9 protein-coding genes are annotated in these 21,164 nt (G+C 51.9%); 2 read left to right on the plus strand and 7 right to left on the minus strand.

Annotated features, from left to right (window positions below):
- Positions 1-25 precede the first annotated feature (25 nt).
- The 6 genes from ABT58_RS03235 to ABT58_RS03260 are packed head-to-tail and all read right to left on the minus strand — an operon-like array spanning position 26 to position 8,099.
- Positions 26-2,152, minus strand: coding sequence for a type I secretion system permease/ATPase (locus ABT58_RS03235; protein ID WP_047872937.1), 2,127 nt, complete (start codon positions 2,150-2,152; stop codon positions 26-28).
- Complete coding sequence (locus ABT58_RS03240) at positions 2,149-4,077, minus strand: bifunctional diguanylate cyclase/phosphodiesterase (RefSeq protein ID WP_047872938.1); 1,929 nt, start codon at positions 4,075-4,077, stop codon at positions 2,149-2,151. The genes ABT58_RS03235 and ABT58_RS03240 overlap by 4 nt, the downstream gene beginning before the upstream one ends.
- 5 nt (positions 4,078-4,082) lie before the next feature.
- Positions 4,083-4,760, minus strand: coding sequence for a transglutaminase-like cysteine peptidase (locus tag ABT58_RS03245; protein WP_047872939.1), 678 nt, complete (start codon positions 4,758-4,760; stop codon positions 4,083-4,085).
- A 6-nt stretch (positions 4,761-4,766) separates the two neighbouring features.
- On the minus strand, positions 4,767-5,360 hold the full coding sequence (locus ABT58_RS03250) for an OmpA family protein (RefSeq protein WP_047872940.1): 594 nt from the start codon (positions 5,358-5,360) through the stop codon (positions 4,767-4,769).
- A 29-nt stretch (positions 5,361-5,389) separates the two neighbouring features.
- Positions 5,390-6,700 carry a TolC family outer membrane protein gene (locus tag ABT58_RS03255; protein WP_047872941.1) on the minus strand — a complete coding sequence of 437 codons (1,311 nt, stop codon included), beginning with the start codon at positions 6,698-6,700 and terminating at the stop codon, positions 5,390-5,392.
- A gap of 4 nt (positions 6,701-6,704) precedes the next feature.
- Positions 6,705-8,099 (minus strand): HlyD family type I secretion periplasmic adaptor subunit, encoded by a 1,395-nt coding sequence (locus ABT58_RS03260; protein ID WP_047872942.1) that lies wholly within the window; start codon positions 8,097-8,099, stop codon positions 6,705-6,707.
- A 322-nt stretch (positions 8,100-8,421) separates the two neighbouring features.
- Between ABT58_RS03260 and ABT58_RS03265 the strand changes: the two genes are divergently transcribed.
- A complete protein-coding gene (locus ABT58_RS03265; protein WP_158261743.1) occupies positions 8,422-17,928 on the plus strand; it encodes a retention module-containing protein in 9,507 nt (3,168 codons plus the stop codon).
- Between the two features lie 136 nt (positions 17,929-18,064).
- Here the strand turns inward: ABT58_RS03265 and xseA are convergent, their stop codons facing one another.
- Positions 18,065-19,414, minus strand: a complete 1,350-nt coding sequence (gene xseA, locus ABT58_RS03270) for an exodeoxyribonuclease VII large subunit (protein ID WP_047872944.1) — start codon at positions 19,412-19,414, stop codon at positions 18,065-18,067.
- 270 nt (positions 19,415-19,684) lie between these two features.
- On the opposite strand from xseA, the gene guaB reads away from it, so the two are divergent.
- Positions 19,685-21,148 carry an IMP dehydrogenase gene (guaB, locus tag ABT58_RS03275; protein ID WP_047872945.1) on the plus strand — a complete coding sequence of 488 codons (1,464 nt, stop codon included), beginning with the start codon at positions 19,685-19,687 and terminating at the stop codon, positions 21,146-21,148.
- The last annotated feature ends 16 nt before the right edge of the window (positions 21,149-21,164 follow it).

Genomic DNA, 21,164 nt, shown 5'->3' on the forward strand with positions numbered 1-21,164 from the left:
CCACGAAGTATGGAGCTAGCGCGGCTCAGCTTTGTTGGGCGTTCGCGCGGCGGGTCATCCCTTCTTTGAGTTGACTCATCACCTCGTGTTTCAGACCATCAGCAATGATCCGGCCTTGCTCCATCACAATGATGCGGTCAACGATATCCAGCATGCTGGTTTTATGGGTGATCAGAATCAGGGTATCACTGGCCGTTAAGTTGGCGAGTTGATGTTTGATATATAACTCTGAACGGTTATCCATGCTGCTGGTGGGCTCATCCATCAATAAGACCGGCGGACGGTTCAGCAAAGCGCGGGCAATGGTGACAGACTGGCGTTGTCCACCTGAGAGTAAGCGGCCACCTTCGCCGACCTGACGATCTAACCCGGCGCTGTCGCCTTGGGTAAAGCTGGTCACGCCCGCCCGCTCAGCGGCGAGCAGAATGTCTTTGTCATTGGCCTGCGGATGGCCCAGCGTGATGTTGTCCCGAATCGAGCCAAAGAACAGCATACTGTCTTGCGGTACGCAGCCAATGTTACGTCTGACATCCGTCGCGTGCAGCTGGTTAATGTCCGTGTCATCAATCAATACCGCCCCTTCTGTCGGCTGGTAGATCCCCATGATCAGGCGCTCGAGCGTGGTTTTGCCAGAGCCTATGCGGCCAATCACCGCCACTTTTTCTCCGGGGTTAATGGTAAAGCTCACATCACGCAGCGCGGCCGCTTGTGCGTCGGGGTAGTGGAAGCTGACCTTATCAAAGCTGATCTTGCCTTTGATCACCGGGCGGTGCAGGTAGCGTTTCTCCGCCACTTGTTCAGAAGGCATTTCCATCAATTGTTCGATGATGGTCATGGCTGACTTGGCCTGATTGTATCGGGTCGACAGTAAAGATAGCTGCACCAAAGGCCCCACCACACGGCTGCTGAGCATGGTGGCGGCAATCAGGCCACCCATGGTCAAGTTCCCCTCGGCGATGAGGTATACCCCAAACAGGATCATCGCGATAGACACCAGCTGTTGCAGGAAGCCAGCCGTATTTTGCACCGAGTCGGTCAGGCGACGTGAGGTGATCCCCCAATTGGCCATATGGGCCACGGCTTCTTCCCAGCGATACTGGAATTGGCTTTGGGCGCTGAACAGCTTGATGGTTTCCAGTCCTTGCAGGCTTTCAATTAAGTTGGCGTGCTTTTGTGAGGACAGGCGTGAACCTTCTTCAATGCTGCGGCGCAGCGGGCGTTGGATCATCATGCTATAGACGATCAGAATCGCCACGGCAATCAGGGGCACCAAGGCTAACGGGCCGGCGACCAGGCTGATCACCAGCAGGAACAACAGGGCAAACGGCAAGTCGATCAGCGCCGTGACCGTGGCTGAAGTGAAGAACTCTCGAATGGACTCGAACTCTTGCAGATGGCGCGCAAACGCCCCGACCGACACCGGACGGGCTTCCATTCGCAGGCCCATCACTTTGCTGAAAATCTTGGCGGATAACAGCAAATCTGATTTCTTTCCTGCTAAATCAATGAAGTAACTGCGCATCAGTTTGAGGATGAGATCAAACACGAAAATGATGCAGATCCCGATGGTTAACACCCACAGGGAGTCAAAGGCCAGGTTCGGCACAATTTTGTCGTACACCAGGCGGGTGAACAGCGGGGTGGCGATGGCAAAAATATTGATCAGGATAGAAGCAATAAACACATCGCGGTAAATGGATCGCGAGAGCCACAGGGTACTCCAGAACCAGTGGCCGTCACGGGTCTTGAGGATTTCCGGTGAACGCTCGTCGTAGCGAAAGCGTTTTTTGATCAGAAATAGCTGGCCAGTGTACTGTTGCTGCAGATCATCCAGACTGATCCACTGTTGCAGCTGGTCGTCATGGTTGAGCACCACTTCCGCTTCATTGCGGGCAGCGTCGATGCTGAGGATCACACAGGCTTCATCGTCTTTGAGCAATGCGATAACCGGAAACAGCAGCGCAGGGATGTCAGCCAGCGCCATGTGGCAGGCTTTGGCTTGCAAGCCGGCATTTTCTGCGGCGCGGGGCAGCAGAAACGGGGTCAGTAACCCATCGGCAAGGGGCAAGTCAGTGATCAGCGCATCGGGCGAGGTGGCCTGACCATAGAAGCGGCTCACGTAGCTCAATGCGGTTAGCAAGGGATCTTTCATTGGGTTTTCTCACGGTGAATCGCGTCAACGACAAAGCCTTGGAAGCCTTTCACGTTCAAGGCGGCGAGTTTGTCGAGCTGTTCATGGGTTTCGACCCGCGAGGCAATCAAAATAATGCCTTGGTTATTGGTGGTGCGGGTGATCGAATTGAGCAAGTCGGCTTTGGCTTGGTCGTCAATCTGATTGGTGTAGGCAAAATCGAGTTTCACGTAAGCTGGACGCAGGGTGCTCAGGCTGTGCAGTGACCCGAAGTTGTGGCCAAAGTTATCAATCCCGAAGGCGAACGCGTGCTGGTGGATGATCTCACACAACAAATCCGTGTCGTTGCTGTGTTTGATGAAGCTGATCTCCGGCAGCTCAAACAGGATGCGTTCACGCAACGCCGGGTTGGCTTTCATCTTGGTGCCCAGCCAACGGATAAAGCCGGTATCGCTGATACTGCTTTGGGTAATGTTCACGGCGATCGGCCCCAGCTCGGGGGTGTCAGCCAGTTGCTGGAAGATCAGTTCAATCACATGGCGGTCAAATTGGCTGCCGGCATCAAGTTGTTCCAACGCCCCGATGAACTGGCCGGCGTTGTATTGCTGCTGGCCTTTTTCAATGTAAGCGAACACTTCGGCATGCAGGGGCTGGCCTTGACTGTCGATGGCTTGCTGGAATTTGAGTTTGATCTGATGGTTGGCAATGGCTTCATCCACCAGTTGTTTCCACTGCTGTTTGCCCATGGTGACCGACGGTTGATCCACCGCCAATAACGCCAAGGGATCACTGGCTTGCTGGCGTGCCTGCATCAGGGCATTGTCGACCTGTGCTAACAGGGTCGAAATGGTGTCGTCTTCACGGCGCATCACTAAGCCGACGGCGGCCTGCATTGGGCTGACGTCCAGCGGATCGCTGTGTAATTCGCTACTGATGTTCAGCAGGGTACGGCCGAGTAGCATCAGCTCTTGCGCATCGGTATTGGGTGCCAGCAGCATAAATTCGGCCTGGTTGAGTCGGGCAATGGTGAAATCATCGGTTGCCAGCACTTTCAGACGTTGAGCCAACGTGGCGACAAGGCGATCGCCCGCTTCATAGCCTTCTCGCTGGTAGCAATCTTTGATGAGATCGGCCTGCAATAATGCCACGCCGCCTTTGGTTGGGCGCGACAGCCACGCTTCCAATTGCGTCATCAGGTAGCTGCGGTTTGCGAGGCCGGAGACCGGATCTTGGAAGGCGCGCACCCGCAGGCGTTCGGCTTCTTGCGCTTGCTGTTCAAAGTGGTGTTTAAGCTGCGCACTCATGTGGTTGAACGCGATGACCACATCGGCCAGTTCACGGGTGCGCGGCACGCTCAGCGGATCACCGAAGGTGTTTTTTGACATGGCTTTGGCCCGTTGCTGAATCGCCGTTAACGGCTTCAGTACGCGAGAGAGAATAGCGGCCAAGATGCAGGCGCCGAGCAAGAAGCTGCCTGAAAAGCCGATAATGAGCTGTACCACTGCTTGCCATAACTGGAAATAGGCGTAAGCCGGGTTGCTGGTGACGGATAAGGTGCCCAATTGCAGCCAACCGCTGGTCAGATCAATGGTGTGGGTGATCGGCTGAATATCAATCACGCGGTGAAACCAGTTCGGTACACTGGCCACAGAGTTGGCGTAAGTGCGCTCAATGATGGGGTGAGTGTCCATCAAATCCAGTTTGACCTGACGGTAGAAACTGCTGTCGAAAGTGGCATGGATCACCGACTCTGCCGAGACGTAATCTTTGGCTTCCAAATACGGTGACAGAGCCAGACTGACCGCACTCAATGCATTGGTGAGCTCTGTTGATTGCTGCTCATGCAGGTAGTCACGGGTGGTGTTGAATTGGATCACGAACACAGAGGTGATCAGGGAAAAAAAGACGATCAGCATCCATATCAAGAGTTGGCGGTACAGGGTCATGGTGGTTACTCATCAAGGTTAATAATGGGGCGGCGGAGCGGGGTATCGCTGGCGCGTTGGCGCAGATCGTTCCACGTGCTGAGACGGGATGATTGGCCACTCAGTTGCCCTTGTCCTTTTTGTTTCATCAGCCACAACTTGCTACCGTTGAAGCTGTAGATCGGCAGTAAGTCAGGCCGTTCAGTGGCTGGCAGGATCTCCCCGTTGAGGTTATCCAGCAGAAGCGGCACTGACGTTGGGGTGGGGTAGTAGGCCACCACCATGTGGAACTGGTTTAAGGTGAGCGCCTTGACATACACCAGCCGCAGTTGGCTGTCATCAATGCCCAATTCACGCAGGGCAAAGTATTTGGCGATGCTGAAATCTTCACAGTCACCGCCGGCACTGCCGATGAATTCCAGCGGCGTTGCCCAGTAGTCCTCTTGTCCCCATAACACATCATCATTGATAAAAATCAGTTGGTTGAAAAAGTCGTTAATGGCATTGAGCTTGTGGGTATGGTGTTGTGTCTGGTTTTCATCCATGACACGGCGCCAGGCCAACATGCGCTGGCCGGCCCGATCGCCGTAAAAGGCTTGCACTTTGTCGACAAGGGCTTGCTGCTTGTCAGTCAGGGCGATGGCACCGGTTGACAGCAGCAAGGCGAGGAACAAGGTAAGACGGTATAAGGTGGATCGTTTCACAGTGGGTTAGTTGCCACGCACCATGTAGATTGTCCACGCTTCTACCACCGCATCCTGATGGCCGGCAACACGGGCCACCACACGACGGCTCAAGGTATCGCGTTGGGCGTTATCTGGGGCTGTGACCGGATCACTGTCACCAAAACCCAGTGTTTTGATGCGAGAGGGCGCAATGCCGTTGGCAATCAACAGTTGTTTGACGGCTTGTGCGCGTTTGACGGATAACTGCTGGTTGTAGTCATGTTTCCCCACCGGGCTGGCGTGGCCTTTGAGTTCGATATGGGTGTTCGGATAGCGCTTCAGGAAGTCGCTCATTTGTTTGATTTCCGCGCGGAAGGTTGCCGGGATCACACTGGAATCATTGGCAAACAACACGCGCACGGCATGTTCTTCGGTGTGATCGACATACGCCGGACAGCCATTGTTATCCACCACGGCGGAGTGGGGGGTGTCAGCACATTTGTCGCGAGCATTGATCACGCCGTCTGCATCCGCATCCAGCAAGTCTTGGCTCTGTACCACCGCAGTCGGTGGCGTAAAGGGATCGTTTGCACAGCCAAACAGCATCACGGCAAGTAAGGCAATAAGCGTATTCTTCATCATAGTGTCCTGATCGTGGTGTCCGGTGATTATTTGACTGACTGTGTCCAGTTATCGGCAAGATCAATGCGCATTTCAGCCAGCAATTGGCCGGTGGCATTGAGTACACGGTATTTGGCTAAAATGCCGTTGTAGTGTGCTTGCAGGTAAGACTTACGGGCTTCGAACAGCTCATTTTCCGTGTTCAGCACGTCCAACAAGGTACGCTGGCCGATCTTGAATTGTTTCTCGTAGGCCATCACCGTGCGGGCAGAGGCATCCACATGCTGCTCCAAAAATTGGTTCTGCTGGTTAGCCAGTTCCATCGCACTCCACGACAGGCGGGTGCTTTGCTCAAGCATTTGGTAAGCGCGATCGCGAATGTCTTTTGATTTATTCAGCTGGTAGGCCGCTTCGCGACTTTTCGCGACATCACCGTTACCGTTGAACAGGTTGTAGCGCATTTTCACCATGGCTTTGAATTCATCGTTATCGCCTGCGCTGCCGCCTACTTCGTCACCCCATTGCTGAGAGCCTTCCAGCGTAAAGCTTGGGTAGTAGTTACCTTTTGCTTGTTCGTATTGCTGTTGCGCGGCGTCAATGTCATTGGCCGCAACCTGAATAATCGGGTTGTTCTCGCGCGCTTGCTCCAGGGCTTTATCGAGACTGGCCGGCACGTACAGGCTGTCGACTTGTGGTTTCACCAAATCATTCGGGTACTCACCCACCACGCGGACAAAAGTGGTTATTGCATCATTAAGGTTGCTGCGGGCGGCAAGTAGGTTGGTGTTAGAACGGGCCAGACGGCCTTCGATTTGTGCCAAATCAGCGGTTGAACCAATCCCTGATTGGGTACGACGGCTGATCTCTTTGTACATCTTCTGGTGTACTTTGACGTTCGCTTCCGACAGGGCGAGTACGTCTTGGCTGCGCAGCACATTGAGGTAGGCTTCGGCGGCCGATAGCGCCGTGTCTTGTGAATCTGCCAGCAACTGAAAGCGCTGTGCTTCGGCTTCGGCTTTGTTGCGTTGAATATCGTTATAGGTGATGGAGCCATCCCAGATCAGCTGGCGAAAGCTCAGTTTGGCCATGCGCGGGGTGTATTCTCCCTGTGTGCCGTATTCGTTGTCGTAGTTTTCGTACCCGATCCCTGCTTCTAAATCCAGCGACGGTAAGTAGTTACTGCCTGCCGTGTCAATCTGCTCCTGACGACTCATAAATTCGTTATAAGCCCCCTTGATGTCCGGGTTTGAGGCCAAAGTATGGGCAATGGCCTGTTCCAGCGATTGTGCCATAGCAGGCATGGCAACACTCTGCAGGGTGAGCAGCAGAGCCAACGGTTTCAACGTGTGTTTAATCATTGCGTTATTCTCGTAGTGCGGTCTGGCTAGCGGTTAGGATCGGTTTAAGTAAGTACTGCAGTACCGTACGTTTGCCGGTGATAATGTCTGCAGAAGCGGTCATGCCGGGGATGATCGGTAAGGGATCACCGTTGGGTCCCGTCAGGTTGTTTTTGTGCGTACGAATACGGACTTGGTAGAAGCTGTTGCCTTCTTCGTCCTGAATGGTGTCTGCACTGATGTTTTCCAGCGTGCCGGACAGGCCGCCATAACGGGTAAAGTCATACGCGCTGAATTTGACAATGGCTTGCAGGCCCGGGCGCAGAAAGCCGATGTCCTGCGGGGCAATTTTGGCTTCGATCAGCAGGTTGTCTTCGGTCGGCACAATCTCGACCAGTGGCATACCCGGTTGGATCACGCCACCGACGGTGTTGATGTAAATTTTCTGAATGGTGCCGGTGACCGGTGAGGTGACCGTGGTACGGTTCACGCGGTCTTTTAGTCCCACTTGCGATTGCGATAAGCTGGCCAGTTTGTCACTGGTTTCGTTCAGCTCTGCCTGTACATCAGAGCGAAACTTCAGCGCGATATCGATATGCTTGTAAATCGCTTCTTTAATGGCGGCTTTGAGTACCGGAATTTTCAGTGAGGTCGAGTTCAGCTCTTGCTGGGTACTGTTGAGTTGTCGTTCCAGTTTCAGCAGTTCAATGGGCGGTACGATCCCCTCATCCGCCAGCGGCTTGGTGATGTTGTATTCTTTCTTGGCAATCGCGTAGTTGTCTTTCAGGTTTTTCAGGCGCGATTTATTTTCAATCAACTCTCGCTCTTTCTGACTAATTTGTTCAGAGGTCACTGAAAGCTGGTTTTCAATATTAGAGACTTCATCGAGATAATGATTTTTTTGGCGTTGAACCAATTTAGGATGGTTATGCAAAAATTCAGGTTCGAAAACGATTGCTTGCGGTGAAATAACAACACTCTTCTGCCAATTATTCTCGGCTTTCTCTTTATCAACATGCACTGTTTCATGTAAGGCATTTAATCGCGCGACATCGGCTTTGGCGGCGGCAAGGGCAAGATTGCGTTCTTGGTAATCGGACTGAAATAAGGTGTCATCTAATAAGATTAATTTTTGACCTTTATCGACATGCTGGCCGACTTTAATCAGTACCTTTTCAACGATCCCGCCTTCTAAATTTTGCACGACTTGTAACTGTGAAGAGGGAATAACTTTGCCTTGACCCACGGTGACTTGATCCAGTTGTGCGAACGACGCCCAGATCACCGCTGAGATAAAAAAGAACACGATCGTCCACAGAATAATTCTGGCACTTTTCGGCGTGTTGAGGAGTAAAGCGGCGGTTTTATCGTCAATAAAATCCAGATGATTGGATGCCAATGAGCGTGATTGTTTTTTCATGCGGACAACTTCTAAAGATCCATGTTTTATATATGTTTTATTGGAATTACATCTGGATTGTTTCGCTTATTTTCCGATGATAGACTGCTAAAAAATTGGCGTAAAGCATTTTATTTGTCGTAAATGACACCAGTTGAGTGGCTTATGTCGCAAATTGCTCCTGCGTTAGCTCAATGTCATCCCTTTTGGGAATGATTTGGCGTCAATATTTTGATGGCTAGAGGACGGTCTCTCCCTCGGCCAGAGTAAGAAACAAGAATATTAGTAAGGCCTTTTACTGATGGAAGGCCAAGCCCTTGGGAATGCAAAGTGGTGGTCAGATATGGTTTCAAGTAATAACAGCAAGGTAATCGACGTCAGCGTAAAAGATGGCGTGGTGTTTGTGATAAAGGAAAATGGCGAGGTCAAAGCCGTTAAATCTGATTATCAAATGCAGCCTGAAGATCTTATTTTAAGCAATGCAGAGACGGATTTCTCTCTATTACAGAACGGTGTTCCTTACACTGTTAATTCCTCTTGCCCTACCTGCGTTGCTGTTAATGAAAAAGAGCCAAAGGTTGTTGCGCTCGATAATAACGTCACTTTCTCCGAGCATAATTCTGCTGATGCACTGTTCGATGAAGAGGATGTTGCTGCGATCCATGAGGCTATTTTAGCGGGTCAGGATCCTACGGTTATTTTGGCGGCCACTGCTGCGGGTGTGGAAAATAATGGCGCAGCGAGCCAAGGATTTGTGGTAGTTGATTATAACAATGACAGCTTATTAGCCAGCGCGGGCTATGACACCACCAATACACTCGATCATTCTCTGCTTGCTGTCGATTTACGTGCAGCCTCTTCTGAACCTTTTACTGCCAACCTTAACCGAGACCCTGACGCCAAACCGGCTTTTGAGTCTGTGGTGGAAGGCGGTCATACCGTTCATGGTCACCTTTCTGCTTCTGATCCCGATGGCGACAAGCTGACGTATTCGCTGGTGGAGAGCACGCCGCCTGCTGGTTTAACGTTTAATGCCGATGGCTCTTATCAGTTTGATCCGAGCCACGCCGCCTACGACAGCCTAAAAGAAGGGGAAACCCTTGAATTGACGATCCCGTTTCAGGTGAGTGACGGCCGTGGTGGCAGCACGACCGAGACACTGACCATTACAATTGAAGGCACCAATGATGGCGCGGTGATCCGCCCGCATCAGCCTGGCAGTGATACCGGTTCAGTACAAGAAGATGCGACGTTAACCGCCGGCGGTAAGCTGGATATTACCGATGTGGACCATGGCGAGGCGGTGTTCCAACCTCAGACAGACATTCAAGATGGTCAGTGGGGCACGTTTTCTATCGATGCGAAGGGAAACTGGACCTATACGCTGAACAACGACCACCCGGATGTGCAGGCGCTGGATGTAGACAGTGATCCTGTGGTTCGCACCATTACTGTCACATCTGCTGACGGTACCACACACGATATCGTTATCACGATTACCGGCACCGAAGATGCGCCAGAAGTCAGCGGTTCATTTACGGGTTCTGTTACTGAAGGTGACCTAGGCCATATCGCCACAGCAACTGGCACCATTGGTATCTCGGATGTCGATAACGGTGATGATCCGGTGTTTACTAACACCACCGTACAAGGCCAATACGGCTCACTGGAATTGGTCGACGGCAAGTGGACGTACACCTTAGATCAAAGCAAGGTGCAGCAGCTGGACGAAGGCGATGTGGTGAAAGACACCATCACCCTGACCGCCAGCGACGGCACAAAGCAAGACATCGTGATTGATATTATCGGCACCGAAGATGCGCCAGAAGTCAGCGGTTCATTCACGGGTTCAGTGACTGAAGGTGACCTAGGCCATATCGCCACAGCAACTGGCACCATTGGTATCACGGATATCGACAACGGCGATGATCCGGTGTTTGCGAATACCACGATGCAAGGTCAATACGGCTCGCTGGAATTAGTCGATGGCAAGTGGACGTACACGTTGGATCAAAGCAAGGTGCAGCAGTTGGACGAAGGTGATGTAGTCAAAGACACCATCACGTTGACGGCGAGCGATGGCACAAAGCAAGACATTGTGATTGATATTACCGGCACCGAAGATGCGCCAGAAGTCAGCGGTTCGTTCACGGGGTCTGTCACTGAAGGTGACTTAACTGAGGTGGCAACTACAAGCGGTACTATTGGTATTTCTGATGTCGACAACGGCGATGATCCGGTGTTTACGAACATCACGGTGCAAGGTCAATACGGCTCGTTAGAGCTGGTCGACGGTAAGTGGGCCTACACCTTAGATCAAAGCAAGGTGCAGCAGTTGGACGAAGGTGATGTGGTCAAAGACACCATTACGTTGACAGCGAGCGATGGCACGAAGCAAGACATCGTCATCGACATTACCGGCACCGAAGACGCGCCTGTAGTTTCAGGTTCGTTCACGGGATCAGTCACTGAAGGCGACTTAACTGAGGTGGCGACTACAAGCGGTACCATTGGTATTTCTGATGTCGACAACGGCGACGATCCGGTGTTCGCGAATACCACCGTACAAGGTCAATACGGCTCGTTAGAGCTGGTCGACGGCAAGTGGACGTACACTTTAGATCAAAGCAAGGTGCAGCAGTTGGACGAAGGCGATGTAGTCAAAGACACTATCACTTTGACCGCCAGCGACGGCACGAAGCAAGACATCGTGATTGATATTACTGGCACGGAAGATGCGCCAGAAGTCAGCGGTTTGTTCACCGGTTCTGTGACTGAAGGCAATATCGGTGAAGTAGAGATCGCGACAGGCATCATTGGTATCACGGATGTCGATAACGGCGACGATCCAGTGTTTGCTAACACTACCGTACAAGGCCAATACGGCTCGCTGGAATTAGTCGACGGCAAGTGGACGTACACCTTAGATCAAAGCAAAGTCCAGCAGCTGGATGAAGGCGATGTGGTCAAAGACACCATTACCCTGACGGCGAGCGACGGCACGAAGCAAGACATCGTCATTGATATTACCGGTACCGAAGATGCGTCTGTAGTTTCAGGTTCGTTCACCGGTTCAGTCACTGAAGGTGACTTAACTGACGTGGCGACTACAAGCGGCACCATTGCGATTTCTGATGTCGATAACGGTGACGATCCGGTGTTCGCCAACACCACAATCCAAGGCCAATACGGCTCACTGGAATTGGTTGACGGCAAGTGGACGTACACGCTGGATCAAAGCAAGGTGCAGCAGCTGGATGAAGGTGATGTAGTCAAAGACACCATTACGTTGACGGCGAGCGACGGCACAAAACAAGATATCGTCATCGATATTACCGGCACTGAAGACGCGCCAGAAGTCAGCGGTTCATTCACCGGCTCAGTCTCTGAAGGTGACTTAACTGACGTGGCAACGGCAACCGGCACTATTGGTATCACGGATGTCGATAACGGCGACGATCCGGTGTTTGCGAATACCACCGTGCAAGGCCAATACGGCTCATTTGAATTGGTCGACGGTAAGTGGACGTACACCCTGGATCAAAGCAAAGTGCAGCAGCTGGATGAAGGCGATGTGGTCAAAGACACCATCACCCTGACGGCGAGCGACGGCACAAAACAAGATATCGTCATCGATATTACCGGCACTGAAGATTCGCCTGTGGTGACCGGGTCATTCACCGGTTCAGTCACTGAAGGTGATTTGAATGATGTGGCAACTGCAAGCGGCACCATTGCGATTTCTGACGTCGATAACGGCGACGATCCGGTTTTTGCGAATACAACAATCCAAGGTCAATACGGCTCGCTGGAGTTAGTCGACGGCAAGTGGACCTACACGCTGGATCAAAGCAAGGTGCAGCAGTTGGATGAAGGCGATGTAGTCAAAGACACCATTACCCTGACGGCGAGCGACGGCACAAAACAAGACATCGTGATTGACATTACCGGTACCGAAGACGCACCAGAAGTCAGCGGTTCGTTCACCGGTTTAGTGACTGAAGGCAATATCGGTGATCCCGATTCAGCAACCACAGCCGGTACGATTGGCATTTCTGACGTTGACAACGGTGATGATCCTGTGTTTGCGAACACCACGGTGCAAGGTCAATACGGCTCGCTGGAATTGGTTGATGGCAAGTGGACGTACACCTTAGATCAAAGCAAGGTGCAGCAGTTGGACGAAGGCGATGTGGTGAAAGACACCATCACGTTGACCGCGAGCGATGGCACAAAACAAGCCATTGTCATTGATATTACCGGCACCGAAGACGCGCCAGAAGTCAGCGGCTCGTTCACGGGGTCTGTCACTGAAGGCAATATTGGTGATCCAGATTCAGCCAAAACAACGGCGACGGGTACCATTTCAATTTCTGATGTCGATAACGGCGACGATCCGGTGTTTGCGAATATCACGGTGCAAGGTCAATACGGCTCGCTGGAATTAGTCGACGGCAAGTGGACCTACACCCTGGATCAAAGCAAGGTGCAGCAGCTGGACGAAGGCGATGTGGTCAAAGACACCATTACCTTGACCGCCAGCGACGGCACGCAGCAAGACATCGTGATTGATATTACCGGCACCGAAGATGCGTCTGTAGTTTCAGGTTCGTTCACTGGTGCTGTCACTGAAGGTGACTTAACTGAGGTGGCAACGGCGACAGGCACCATTGGTATCACAGATATCGATAACGGCGACGATCCGGTGTTTGCCAACACCACCGTGCAAGGCCAATACGGCTCGCTGGAATTGGTCGACGGCAAGTGGACCTATACGCTGGATCAAAGCAAAGTCCAGCAGCTGGACGAAGGCGATATGGTGAAAGACACCATCACGTTGACGGCGAGCGATGGCACGAAGCAAGACATCGTGATTGACATTACCGGCACCGAAGATGCACCTGTTGTGACGGGGTTGTTCACCGGTTTAGTGACTGAAGGCAATGTCGGTGACCCAGATTCAGCCAAAACAACGGCGACAGGCACCATTGGTATCACGGATGTCGATAACGGCGACGATCCGGTGTTCGCCAACACCAAGGTGCAAGGTCAATACGGCTCGCTGGAATTAGTCGACGGCAAGTGGACGTACACCTTAGATCAAAGCAAGGTGCAGCAGTTGGATGAAGGTGATGTAGTCAAAGACACCATCACTTTGACCGCCAGCGACGGCACCAAACAAGATATCGTGATTGATATTACGGGTACCGAAGATGCGCCAGAAGTTAGCGGTTCATTTACGGGTTCTGTGACTGAAGGCAACATCGGTGACCCAGATTCAGAAACAACAACGGCGACAGGCACGATTGCAATTTCTGATATCGATAACGGCGACGATCCGGTGTTTGCGAATACCACAATCCAAGGCCAATACGGCTCGCTAGAATTGGTCGACGGCAAGTGGACCTACACCTTAGATCAAAGCAAAGTGCAGCAGCTGGACGAAGGCGATGTGGTCAAAGACACCATCACGTTGACGGCGAGCGACGGCACAAAGCAAGACATTGTGATTGATATTACCGGCACCGAAGATGCACCTGTTGTGACGGGTTTATTCACCGGTTCAGTCACTGAAGGTGATTTAACTGAGGTGGCAACGGCGACAGGCACGATTGGTATTTCCGATGTTGATAACGGTGATGATCCGGTGTTTGCCAACACCACAGTCCAAGGCCAATACGGCTCACTGGAATTAGTTGACGGCAAGTGGACCTACACGCTGGATCAAAGCAAGGTGCAGCAGCTGGACGAAGGCGATGTGGTCACAGACACCATCACCCTGACGGCGAGCGACGGCACGAAGCAAAACATCGTCATTGATATTACCGGCACCGAAGATGCACCAGAAGTTAGCGGTTCATTCACGGGGTCTGTCACTGAAGGCAACATCGGTGACCCAGATTCAGAAACCACAACGGCAACCGGCACCATTGGTATCACGGATGTCGACAACGGCGACGATCCGGTGTTCGCCAACACCACGGTACAAGGCCAATACGGCTCACTGGAATTAGTCGACGGCAAGTGGACCTATACGCTGGATCAAAGCAAGGTGCAGCAGTTGGACGAAGGTGATGTGGTGAAAGACACCATCACCCTGACAGCGAGCGACGGCACAAAGCAAGACATTGTCATTGACATTACCGGCACCGAAGATGTGCCAGAAGTCAGCGGCTCGTTCACGGGCTCTGTGACTGAAGGCAATATTGGTGATCCAGATTCAGCAACAACAACGGCAACCGGCACGATTGGTATCACGGATGTCGACAATGGCGACGATCCGGTGTTCGCGAATACCACAGTACAAGGTCAATACGGCTCACTGGAATTAGTCGACGGCAAGTGGACGTACACGTTGGATCAAAGCAAAGTGCAGCAGCTGGATGAAGGCGATGTAGTCAAAGACACCATCACTTTGACCGCCAGCGACGGCACCAAACAAGATATCGTGATTGATATTACGGGTACCGAAGATGCGCCAGAAGTTAGCGGTTCATTTACGGGTTCTGTGACTGAAGGCAACATCGGTGACCCAGATTCAGAAACAACAATCGCGACAGGCACGATTGCAATTTCTGATATCGACAACGGCGACGATCCGGTGTTCGCGAATACCACCGTACAAGGTCAATACGGCTCACTGGAATTAGTCGACGGTAAGTGGACTTACACCTTAGATCAGAGCAAAGTGCAGCAGCTGGACGAAGGCGATGTGGTCAAAGACACCATCACCTTGACCGCCAGCGACGGTACAAAACAAGACATCGTCATCGACATTACCGGTACCGAAGATGCACCAGAAGTCAGCGGTTCATTTACGGGTTCTGTGATTGAAGGCAACATCGGTGACACAGAGATCGCGACGGGTACCATTTCAATTTCTGATGTCGATAACGGCGACGATCCGGTCTTCACCAACACCACAATCCAAGGCCAATACGGCTCACTGGAATTAGTCGATGGCAAGTGGACCTACACATTAGATCAAAGCAAAGTGCAGCAGCTGGACGAAGGCGATGTGGTGAAAGACACCATTACCCTGACGGCGAGCGATGGCACAAAGCAAAACATCGTGATTGATATTACAGGTACGGAAGACGCGCCAGAAGTCAGCGGCTCGTTCACCGGTGCGGTGACCGAAGGTGATCTAGGCCATATCGCCACAGCAACTGGCACCATTAGTATCACGGATGTCGACAACGGCGACGATCCGGTGTTTGCTAACATCACGGTGCAAGGCCAATACGGCTCGCTGGAATTGGTCGACGGTAAGTGGACTTATACCTTAGATCAAAGCAAGGTGCAGCACCTTAACGAAGGGGAAGCCCTGAAGGAAACCATCATGCTGACAGCGAGTGATGGCACCACGCAGGATATCGTGATTGATATTGCGGGCAGTGCAGATGCGCCTGAATTTATCAGTGGTAACAATGATCAGCATGGTTTGGATGCCAATGGCCAGGCGGATGCTGACAGCTACCAGTTCAGCGTAGAGAAAGGCGCGGACGGTGTGGTCGGTAAAGTCAGCGCGTTCGATGTGGATCAAAATAACCCTGTGACGTATCACCTGACATCGCACACCGATCTGTTTGAAATCAACAGTCTTACCGGCGAAATCCGAGTCAAAGACGGCGTGGTGCTGGATGAGCACAAACTGGGCGACTACATCCTGAACGTTGAAGCGCATGATCCGTTTGGCGGCAAAGATACCGCGCAGGTGGAAGTGTCCGTCAATGGCCTGAATGATGCCTATGCGGAGCTGAATGAATTCCAGTTGGGCAGCGAACATGGGGCGCATATTGAAGGGAGTTTGGAGGGCAATGCTGGGCCGGGTGCCGGAGAAGCCTACCAATTCAGTGCGGACCAAAATCTGGAAGGCTTCACCAGTGGTGGTCAGCCTGTCACGTTTGAAGTGAGTGCTGATAACGGGACGTTGATCGGTTATATCGGAAGCGGTGCTGATCGCGTTACCGTATTGGAAGCAACCATCGATAGCCAAACGGGCCACTACACTGTGGACTTGCATGCACCGTTGGATCATAGCGGCCAAGGCGAAGATAAGCTGGATCTGACCGTGAATGTGGAAGTGCAGATGGGCGATCACGTCGAAAATGCCCATTTACAGTTGGGTGTGGTCGACTCCGTGCCAGATGCCGGTGGCGCACACCATGAAATCAATGATGTGGAGCCGCAGAACAACACGGTCGTGATAGCACTGGATGCGTCTGGCTCGATGAAAGATATTGTGTTAGATGCCGACGGACATCCAATTAGCCGTTGGGATTTGGCGAAAGACTCGATCAAAACCATGTTCGAAAAATATGACGAACTGGGCGAGGTGAAATTCAAAATCGCTATGCACGGTGGTTACCCGCAAGGGATGGTGTCGGGCTGGATCACCTCGGTGGAAGACATTGATGCCTTTTTCGCAAAGGTGGAGCCATCAGGCTGGACGCCATACAGTGAAGCGGTGGATGAAGTGAATCAAATTCTGTCAGACCCGGATAGTCAGGCACAGTTTGAGAGCAGTGATACTCAACTGTATTTCATTTCGGATGGTAAACCGTCGGACTTCAATAATTGGACCGATCAGAATGACCCGTTCTATATCGATGCGCGTAAGAGCTTGATGAAGTGGTCATCCGCCGATGATTTTGGCAGTGAGCAGCGTTATCAGGATCTGTTGGATGGTGTGGTTAAGCCGACGGCCGCCGAAGAGCGCATTATCTTGAACAATGCGATGGAAAGTAGCATTGCCAGCAGTGGTCAGGATGTCGATAACATCTGGGCGGTGGGCATTGGTAACAATGCCTCATTGGAACACCTGGAGTCGGTGGCGACTGACAAAGGGTCGGCCATTGTGGTGGTGGATGATTCCCAGATTGAAGATCTGTTGGGTCAGACAGTATCCGGTCAGGTGCAAGGTAGTTTGATGAATGGTCAAGGCGGCGATGCACAATGGATTGAGTCGGTGACGGTGGATGGTTGTCGTTATGAGTATGACCGAGCCACAGGCACAGTGATGAAAATCGATGAAAAGGGTGTCGAGAGTAAGTTGTCCGATCACGCTCTGGCACAAATCGATACAGTACATGGTCAGTTGACGATTAATTTTGAAAATGGCCATTACAATTACACCACGTCTGATGTTTCTGGCATGAAGCAGGAAAACATCGGTGTGACCATCGTGGACGGTGATGGCGACAAGGTGGATAGCAGCATCACAATTGACATCGTGGATCGTTCAACGTCCGCCGATGTAACCAGTGAGACTGCCGAGACGCAAGAAAATGGGAGCAGTGTACACATTGCGCCTGCTGAGAGTCTCAATGACGAAGACGCTGACGTATCGGAAGCGCATGCGGAATCTGACCCACAAGAAGCATTCAGTGTAGAGAGCCATCAGACAGAAGACACCGTGCTGGATAGCCATGTGGTGATGGGAACGGATGGCGATGATCTGTTAAGTGCAGGGATTGGCTACGACATTCTGACCGGTGGTGAAGGCAGTGATACCTTCATTTGGCATGCTTCCGATCTGAATGTAACGGAGCAGCCGGACGTGGTCACCGATTTTATCTTGGATGTGGATACGTTAGATTTGAGCGATCTCCTGCCAGACAGTGAAAATGCCGATAATAGCCCTGACATGGAGGCGTTGCTTGGTCACTTGGCGGCTGAGTTTAATGAGGCCGGTAACGTGGACTTAACCGTGACAACGGAGTCTGGCGCAGAGCAACACATTGAACTGGCTAATATTGATGCTTCAGGATTGGGACTGGAGAGTGGCGCGGCGTCTAATGACATTGTGAACCAACTGTTCCAGCACAATGCGTTTAAAGTGGATTAATTGCTTTATCGCATCAGCCTAAGATAAAAAAAACAGCAACTTCGGTTGCTGTTTTTTTTATGTGTTCTATTTGTACTGGTACAAGAACAGGTTCGGGTTTGCGAAATATGTGCAGGCTGACACCAGGTCGAGAACTTTACTCGGTCACGATAGACTGGATCTGGCCATCAGCCAGACAGGTATTGATCACATCACCGGCTTTCACTTGATCCGGATGGCGGATCACCTTGCCTTTTTGATCGCGGGTGATGGAGTAACCACGTCCCAGTGTCGCCAGGGGACTCACTGCCTCGAGCTTTTCTGCTGCCATGGCCAGTTTGTGCTGGGTACGCAGCAAATGACGATCCATGGCATCCAACAGTTGTTGTTTGCGTTGGGCCAGCTGATTCTGCTGGGTTTGAATCGTCTTGGCCGGCGAGTGCAGTGCCAGTTTGTATTGCTGGCGTTCCAGATGTTGCTGGTAACGCTGCAAGCGGCGTTGCATCGCTTGTGTTAAGCGGGCATCCAGTTCATCCAACTGCTGCTGTTGCTGGTTTAAGCGCACTTGCGGGTGCTGCTTGTCCAAGCGGTGTTGCAGTTGCACCGTGGTGGCATGACGTTGCGCAAGGTAGTGACGCATAGCATGGCGAAGTTGTTGTTTTCGCTGACTAATCGCTTGCGTTTGGTGTGTCATGTCGCGGCTGATCAACTCAGCGGCAGCAGATGGCGTTGGAGCACGAATATCCGCCACAAAATCGGCGATGGTCACGTCCACTTCATGGCCGACGGCACTCACAATCGGGATCTGACTGGCCGCAATGGTGCGCGCCACAATCTCTTCGTTAAAGGCCCACAAATCTTCCAGTGAGCCGCCGCCGCGTCCCACAATCAGCACGTCACATTCCTGACGGGCGTTGGCTCGGCCAATGGCTTGGGCAATGGAAATGGCGGCACCGTCACCTTGTACCATCGTTGGATAAATCACCACAGGCAGGCCGGGATCTCGGCGTTTCAGGACGTTCAGAATATCGTGCAGGGCTGCACCGGTTTTGGAGGTCACAATGCCGACGCGCTGAGGCTGCTCCGGCAAAGGTTGCTTCAGTGATTGGGCAAATAAGCCTTCAGCCGCCAAAGACAATTTGAGCTGTTCAAACTGCTGTTGCAGGCGGCCATCGCCTTCAGGCTGCATGCTTTCGATGATCAACTGGTAATCACCGCGCGGCTCATACAATGACAAACGGGCTTTCACCAACACCTGATTACCGTTCGCCGGGCGGAACGTCACATGACGGTTACTGCCTTTGAACATCGCGCACTTTACTTGGGCGCGGGAATCTTTCAGGGTGAAATACCAATGCCCGGAAACCGGCATCGACAGGTTAGACAATTCACCGACCAGCCAGACCACCCCCATTTCATTTTCGAGGATCAGCCGCACCTGTGCGTTCAGGCTAGAGACGGTATAGATACGATCGTTGGATTGGGTCTGTTGAGCGAATAGCGTCACGAGACTAGGTACCTGTTTTGAAAGGCGAAGGTGTGCGATTTAGCAGCAGTAGGGAAGGAATGTCGCCATACCAAGGCAGTTTTTGGACAGATCTTGGTCATAATGCGCTGACCGCAGCACCGGAAACTTAACCGAAATATACTACACATCAAGCAAAATTTGTCAATTAAAAAAATTAAAAAAATGCTAGCCAATCGATTGCTCCCTACGTATAATTCTTTCGCAATATTTTATCCTTCTTTAAACCTTTACTTGGTGTGAGATATTGCAATGTTACGAATCAAACAAGAAGCTTTGACTTTCGATGATGTCCTACTGGTTCCTGCCCACTCAACTGTACTGCCTAACACTGCCGATCTGCGCACCCGCCTGACGAAAGACATTTCGCTAAACATCTCTATGGTGTCAGCGTCAATGGATACTGTTACTGAAGGCCGTTTGGCTATCGCCCTTGCTCAAGAAGGCGGTATTGGTTTCATTCACAAAAACATGTCTATCGAGCAGCAAGCTAACGAAGTACGCATGGTGAAAAAATTTGAAGCCGGTGTGGTTTCTGAGCCTGTGACCGTTAAGCCTTACAACACGATTGAAGACGTGAAGCGCCTAACACTGGAAAACGGCTTTGCCGGTTACCCTGTTGTGTCTGACAACAACGAGCTTGTGGGTATCATCACTGGCCGTGACGTGCGCTTTGTGACTGATCTTTCAATGAAAGTTGAAGAAGTGATGACGCCAAAAGACAAACTGGCTTCAGCGAAAGAAGGCGCATCACGTGAAGAAGTTGAAGCGATCATGCAAGAGCACCGTGTTGAGAAAGTGCTGCTTGTAAACGACGACTTCCAACTACGCGGCATGATCACCGCAAAAGACTTCCAAAAAGCAGAACGCAAACCAAACGCATGTAAAGATGATCGTGGTCGTCTACGTGTAGGTGCAGCGGTTGGCGCAGGTGCCGGTAACGAAGAACGCGTTGCGGCACTGGTTGAAGCGGGCGTTGACGTACTGCTTATCGACTCTTCTCACGGTCACTCTGAAGGTGTCCTACAGCGTATTCGCGAAACACGCGCAGCATTCCCTAATCTTCCTATCGTTGGCGGTAACGTGGCAACCGCAGAAGGTGCGCGTGCACTGATTGAAGCGGGCGTAAGTGCGGTGAAAGTGGGTATCGGCCCGGGTTCAATCTGTACCACACGTATCGTTACCGGTGTAGGTGTTCCTCAGGTAACAGCGATTGCAGAAGCCGCAGCGGTTGCGAACGCTTACGACATTCCTGTTATTGCTGATGGCGGTATCCGTTTCTCTGGCGACATGTGTAAAGCCATTGCAGCAGGTGCATCGTGTGTGATGGTTGGCTCTATGTTCGCTGGTACGGAAGAAGCACCGGGTGAAGTAGAACTGTACCAAGGTCGTGCGTACAAATCTTACCGTGGCATGGGCTCACTGGGCGCAATGTCTAAAGGTTCTTCTGACCGTTACTTCCAGACTGACAATGCGGCAGACAAACTGGTACCAGAAGGTATCGAAGGCCGCGTAGCATACAAAGGTCACCTGAAAGAAATCATTCACCAGCAAATGGGCGGCCTACGTTCAAGCATGGGTCTGACCGGTTCTGCCACCATCAATGATCTACGTACGAAAGCGGAATTTGTGCGCATTACCGGTGCCGGTATGAGCGAGTCACACGTACACGATGTGACAATCACAAAAGAAGCGCCAAACTACCGTTTGGGTTAATTTTCGACAGTCGCCA

Source organism: Photobacterium aphoticum (assembly GCF_001029435.1).
Taxonomy (GTDB): domain Bacteria; phylum Pseudomonadota; class Gammaproteobacteria; order Enterobacterales; family Vibrionaceae; genus Photobacterium; species Photobacterium aphoticum.

Coding starts and splice junctions, on each gene's coding strand:
- ABT58_RS03255 (WP_047872941.1), bottom strand. CDS start 6,700: ATGATTAAACACACGTTGAAACCGTTGGCTCTGCTGCTCACCCTGCAG.
- ABT58_RS03240 (WP_047872938.1), bottom strand. CDS start 4,077: ATGACCCTGTACCGCCAACTCTTGATATGGATGCTGATCGTCTTTTTT.
- ABT58_RS03265 (WP_158261743.1), top strand. CDS start 8,422: ATGGTTTCAAGTAATAACAGCAAGGTAATCGACGTCAGCGTAAAAGAT.
- ABT58_RS03235 (WP_047872937.1), bottom strand. CDS start 2,152: ATGAAAGATCCCTTGCTAACCGCATTGAGCTACGTGAGCCGCTTCTAT.
- ABT58_RS03260 (WP_047872942.1), bottom strand. CDS start 8,099: ATGAAAAAACAATCACGCTCATTGGCATCCAATCATCTGGATTTTATT.
- guaB (WP_047872945.1), top strand. CDS start 19,685: ATGTTACGAATCAAACAAGAAGCTTTGACTTTCGATGATGTCCTACTG.
- ABT58_RS03250 (WP_047872940.1), bottom strand. CDS start 5,360: ATGAAGAATACGCTTATTGCCTTACTTGCCGTGATGCTGTTTGGCTGT.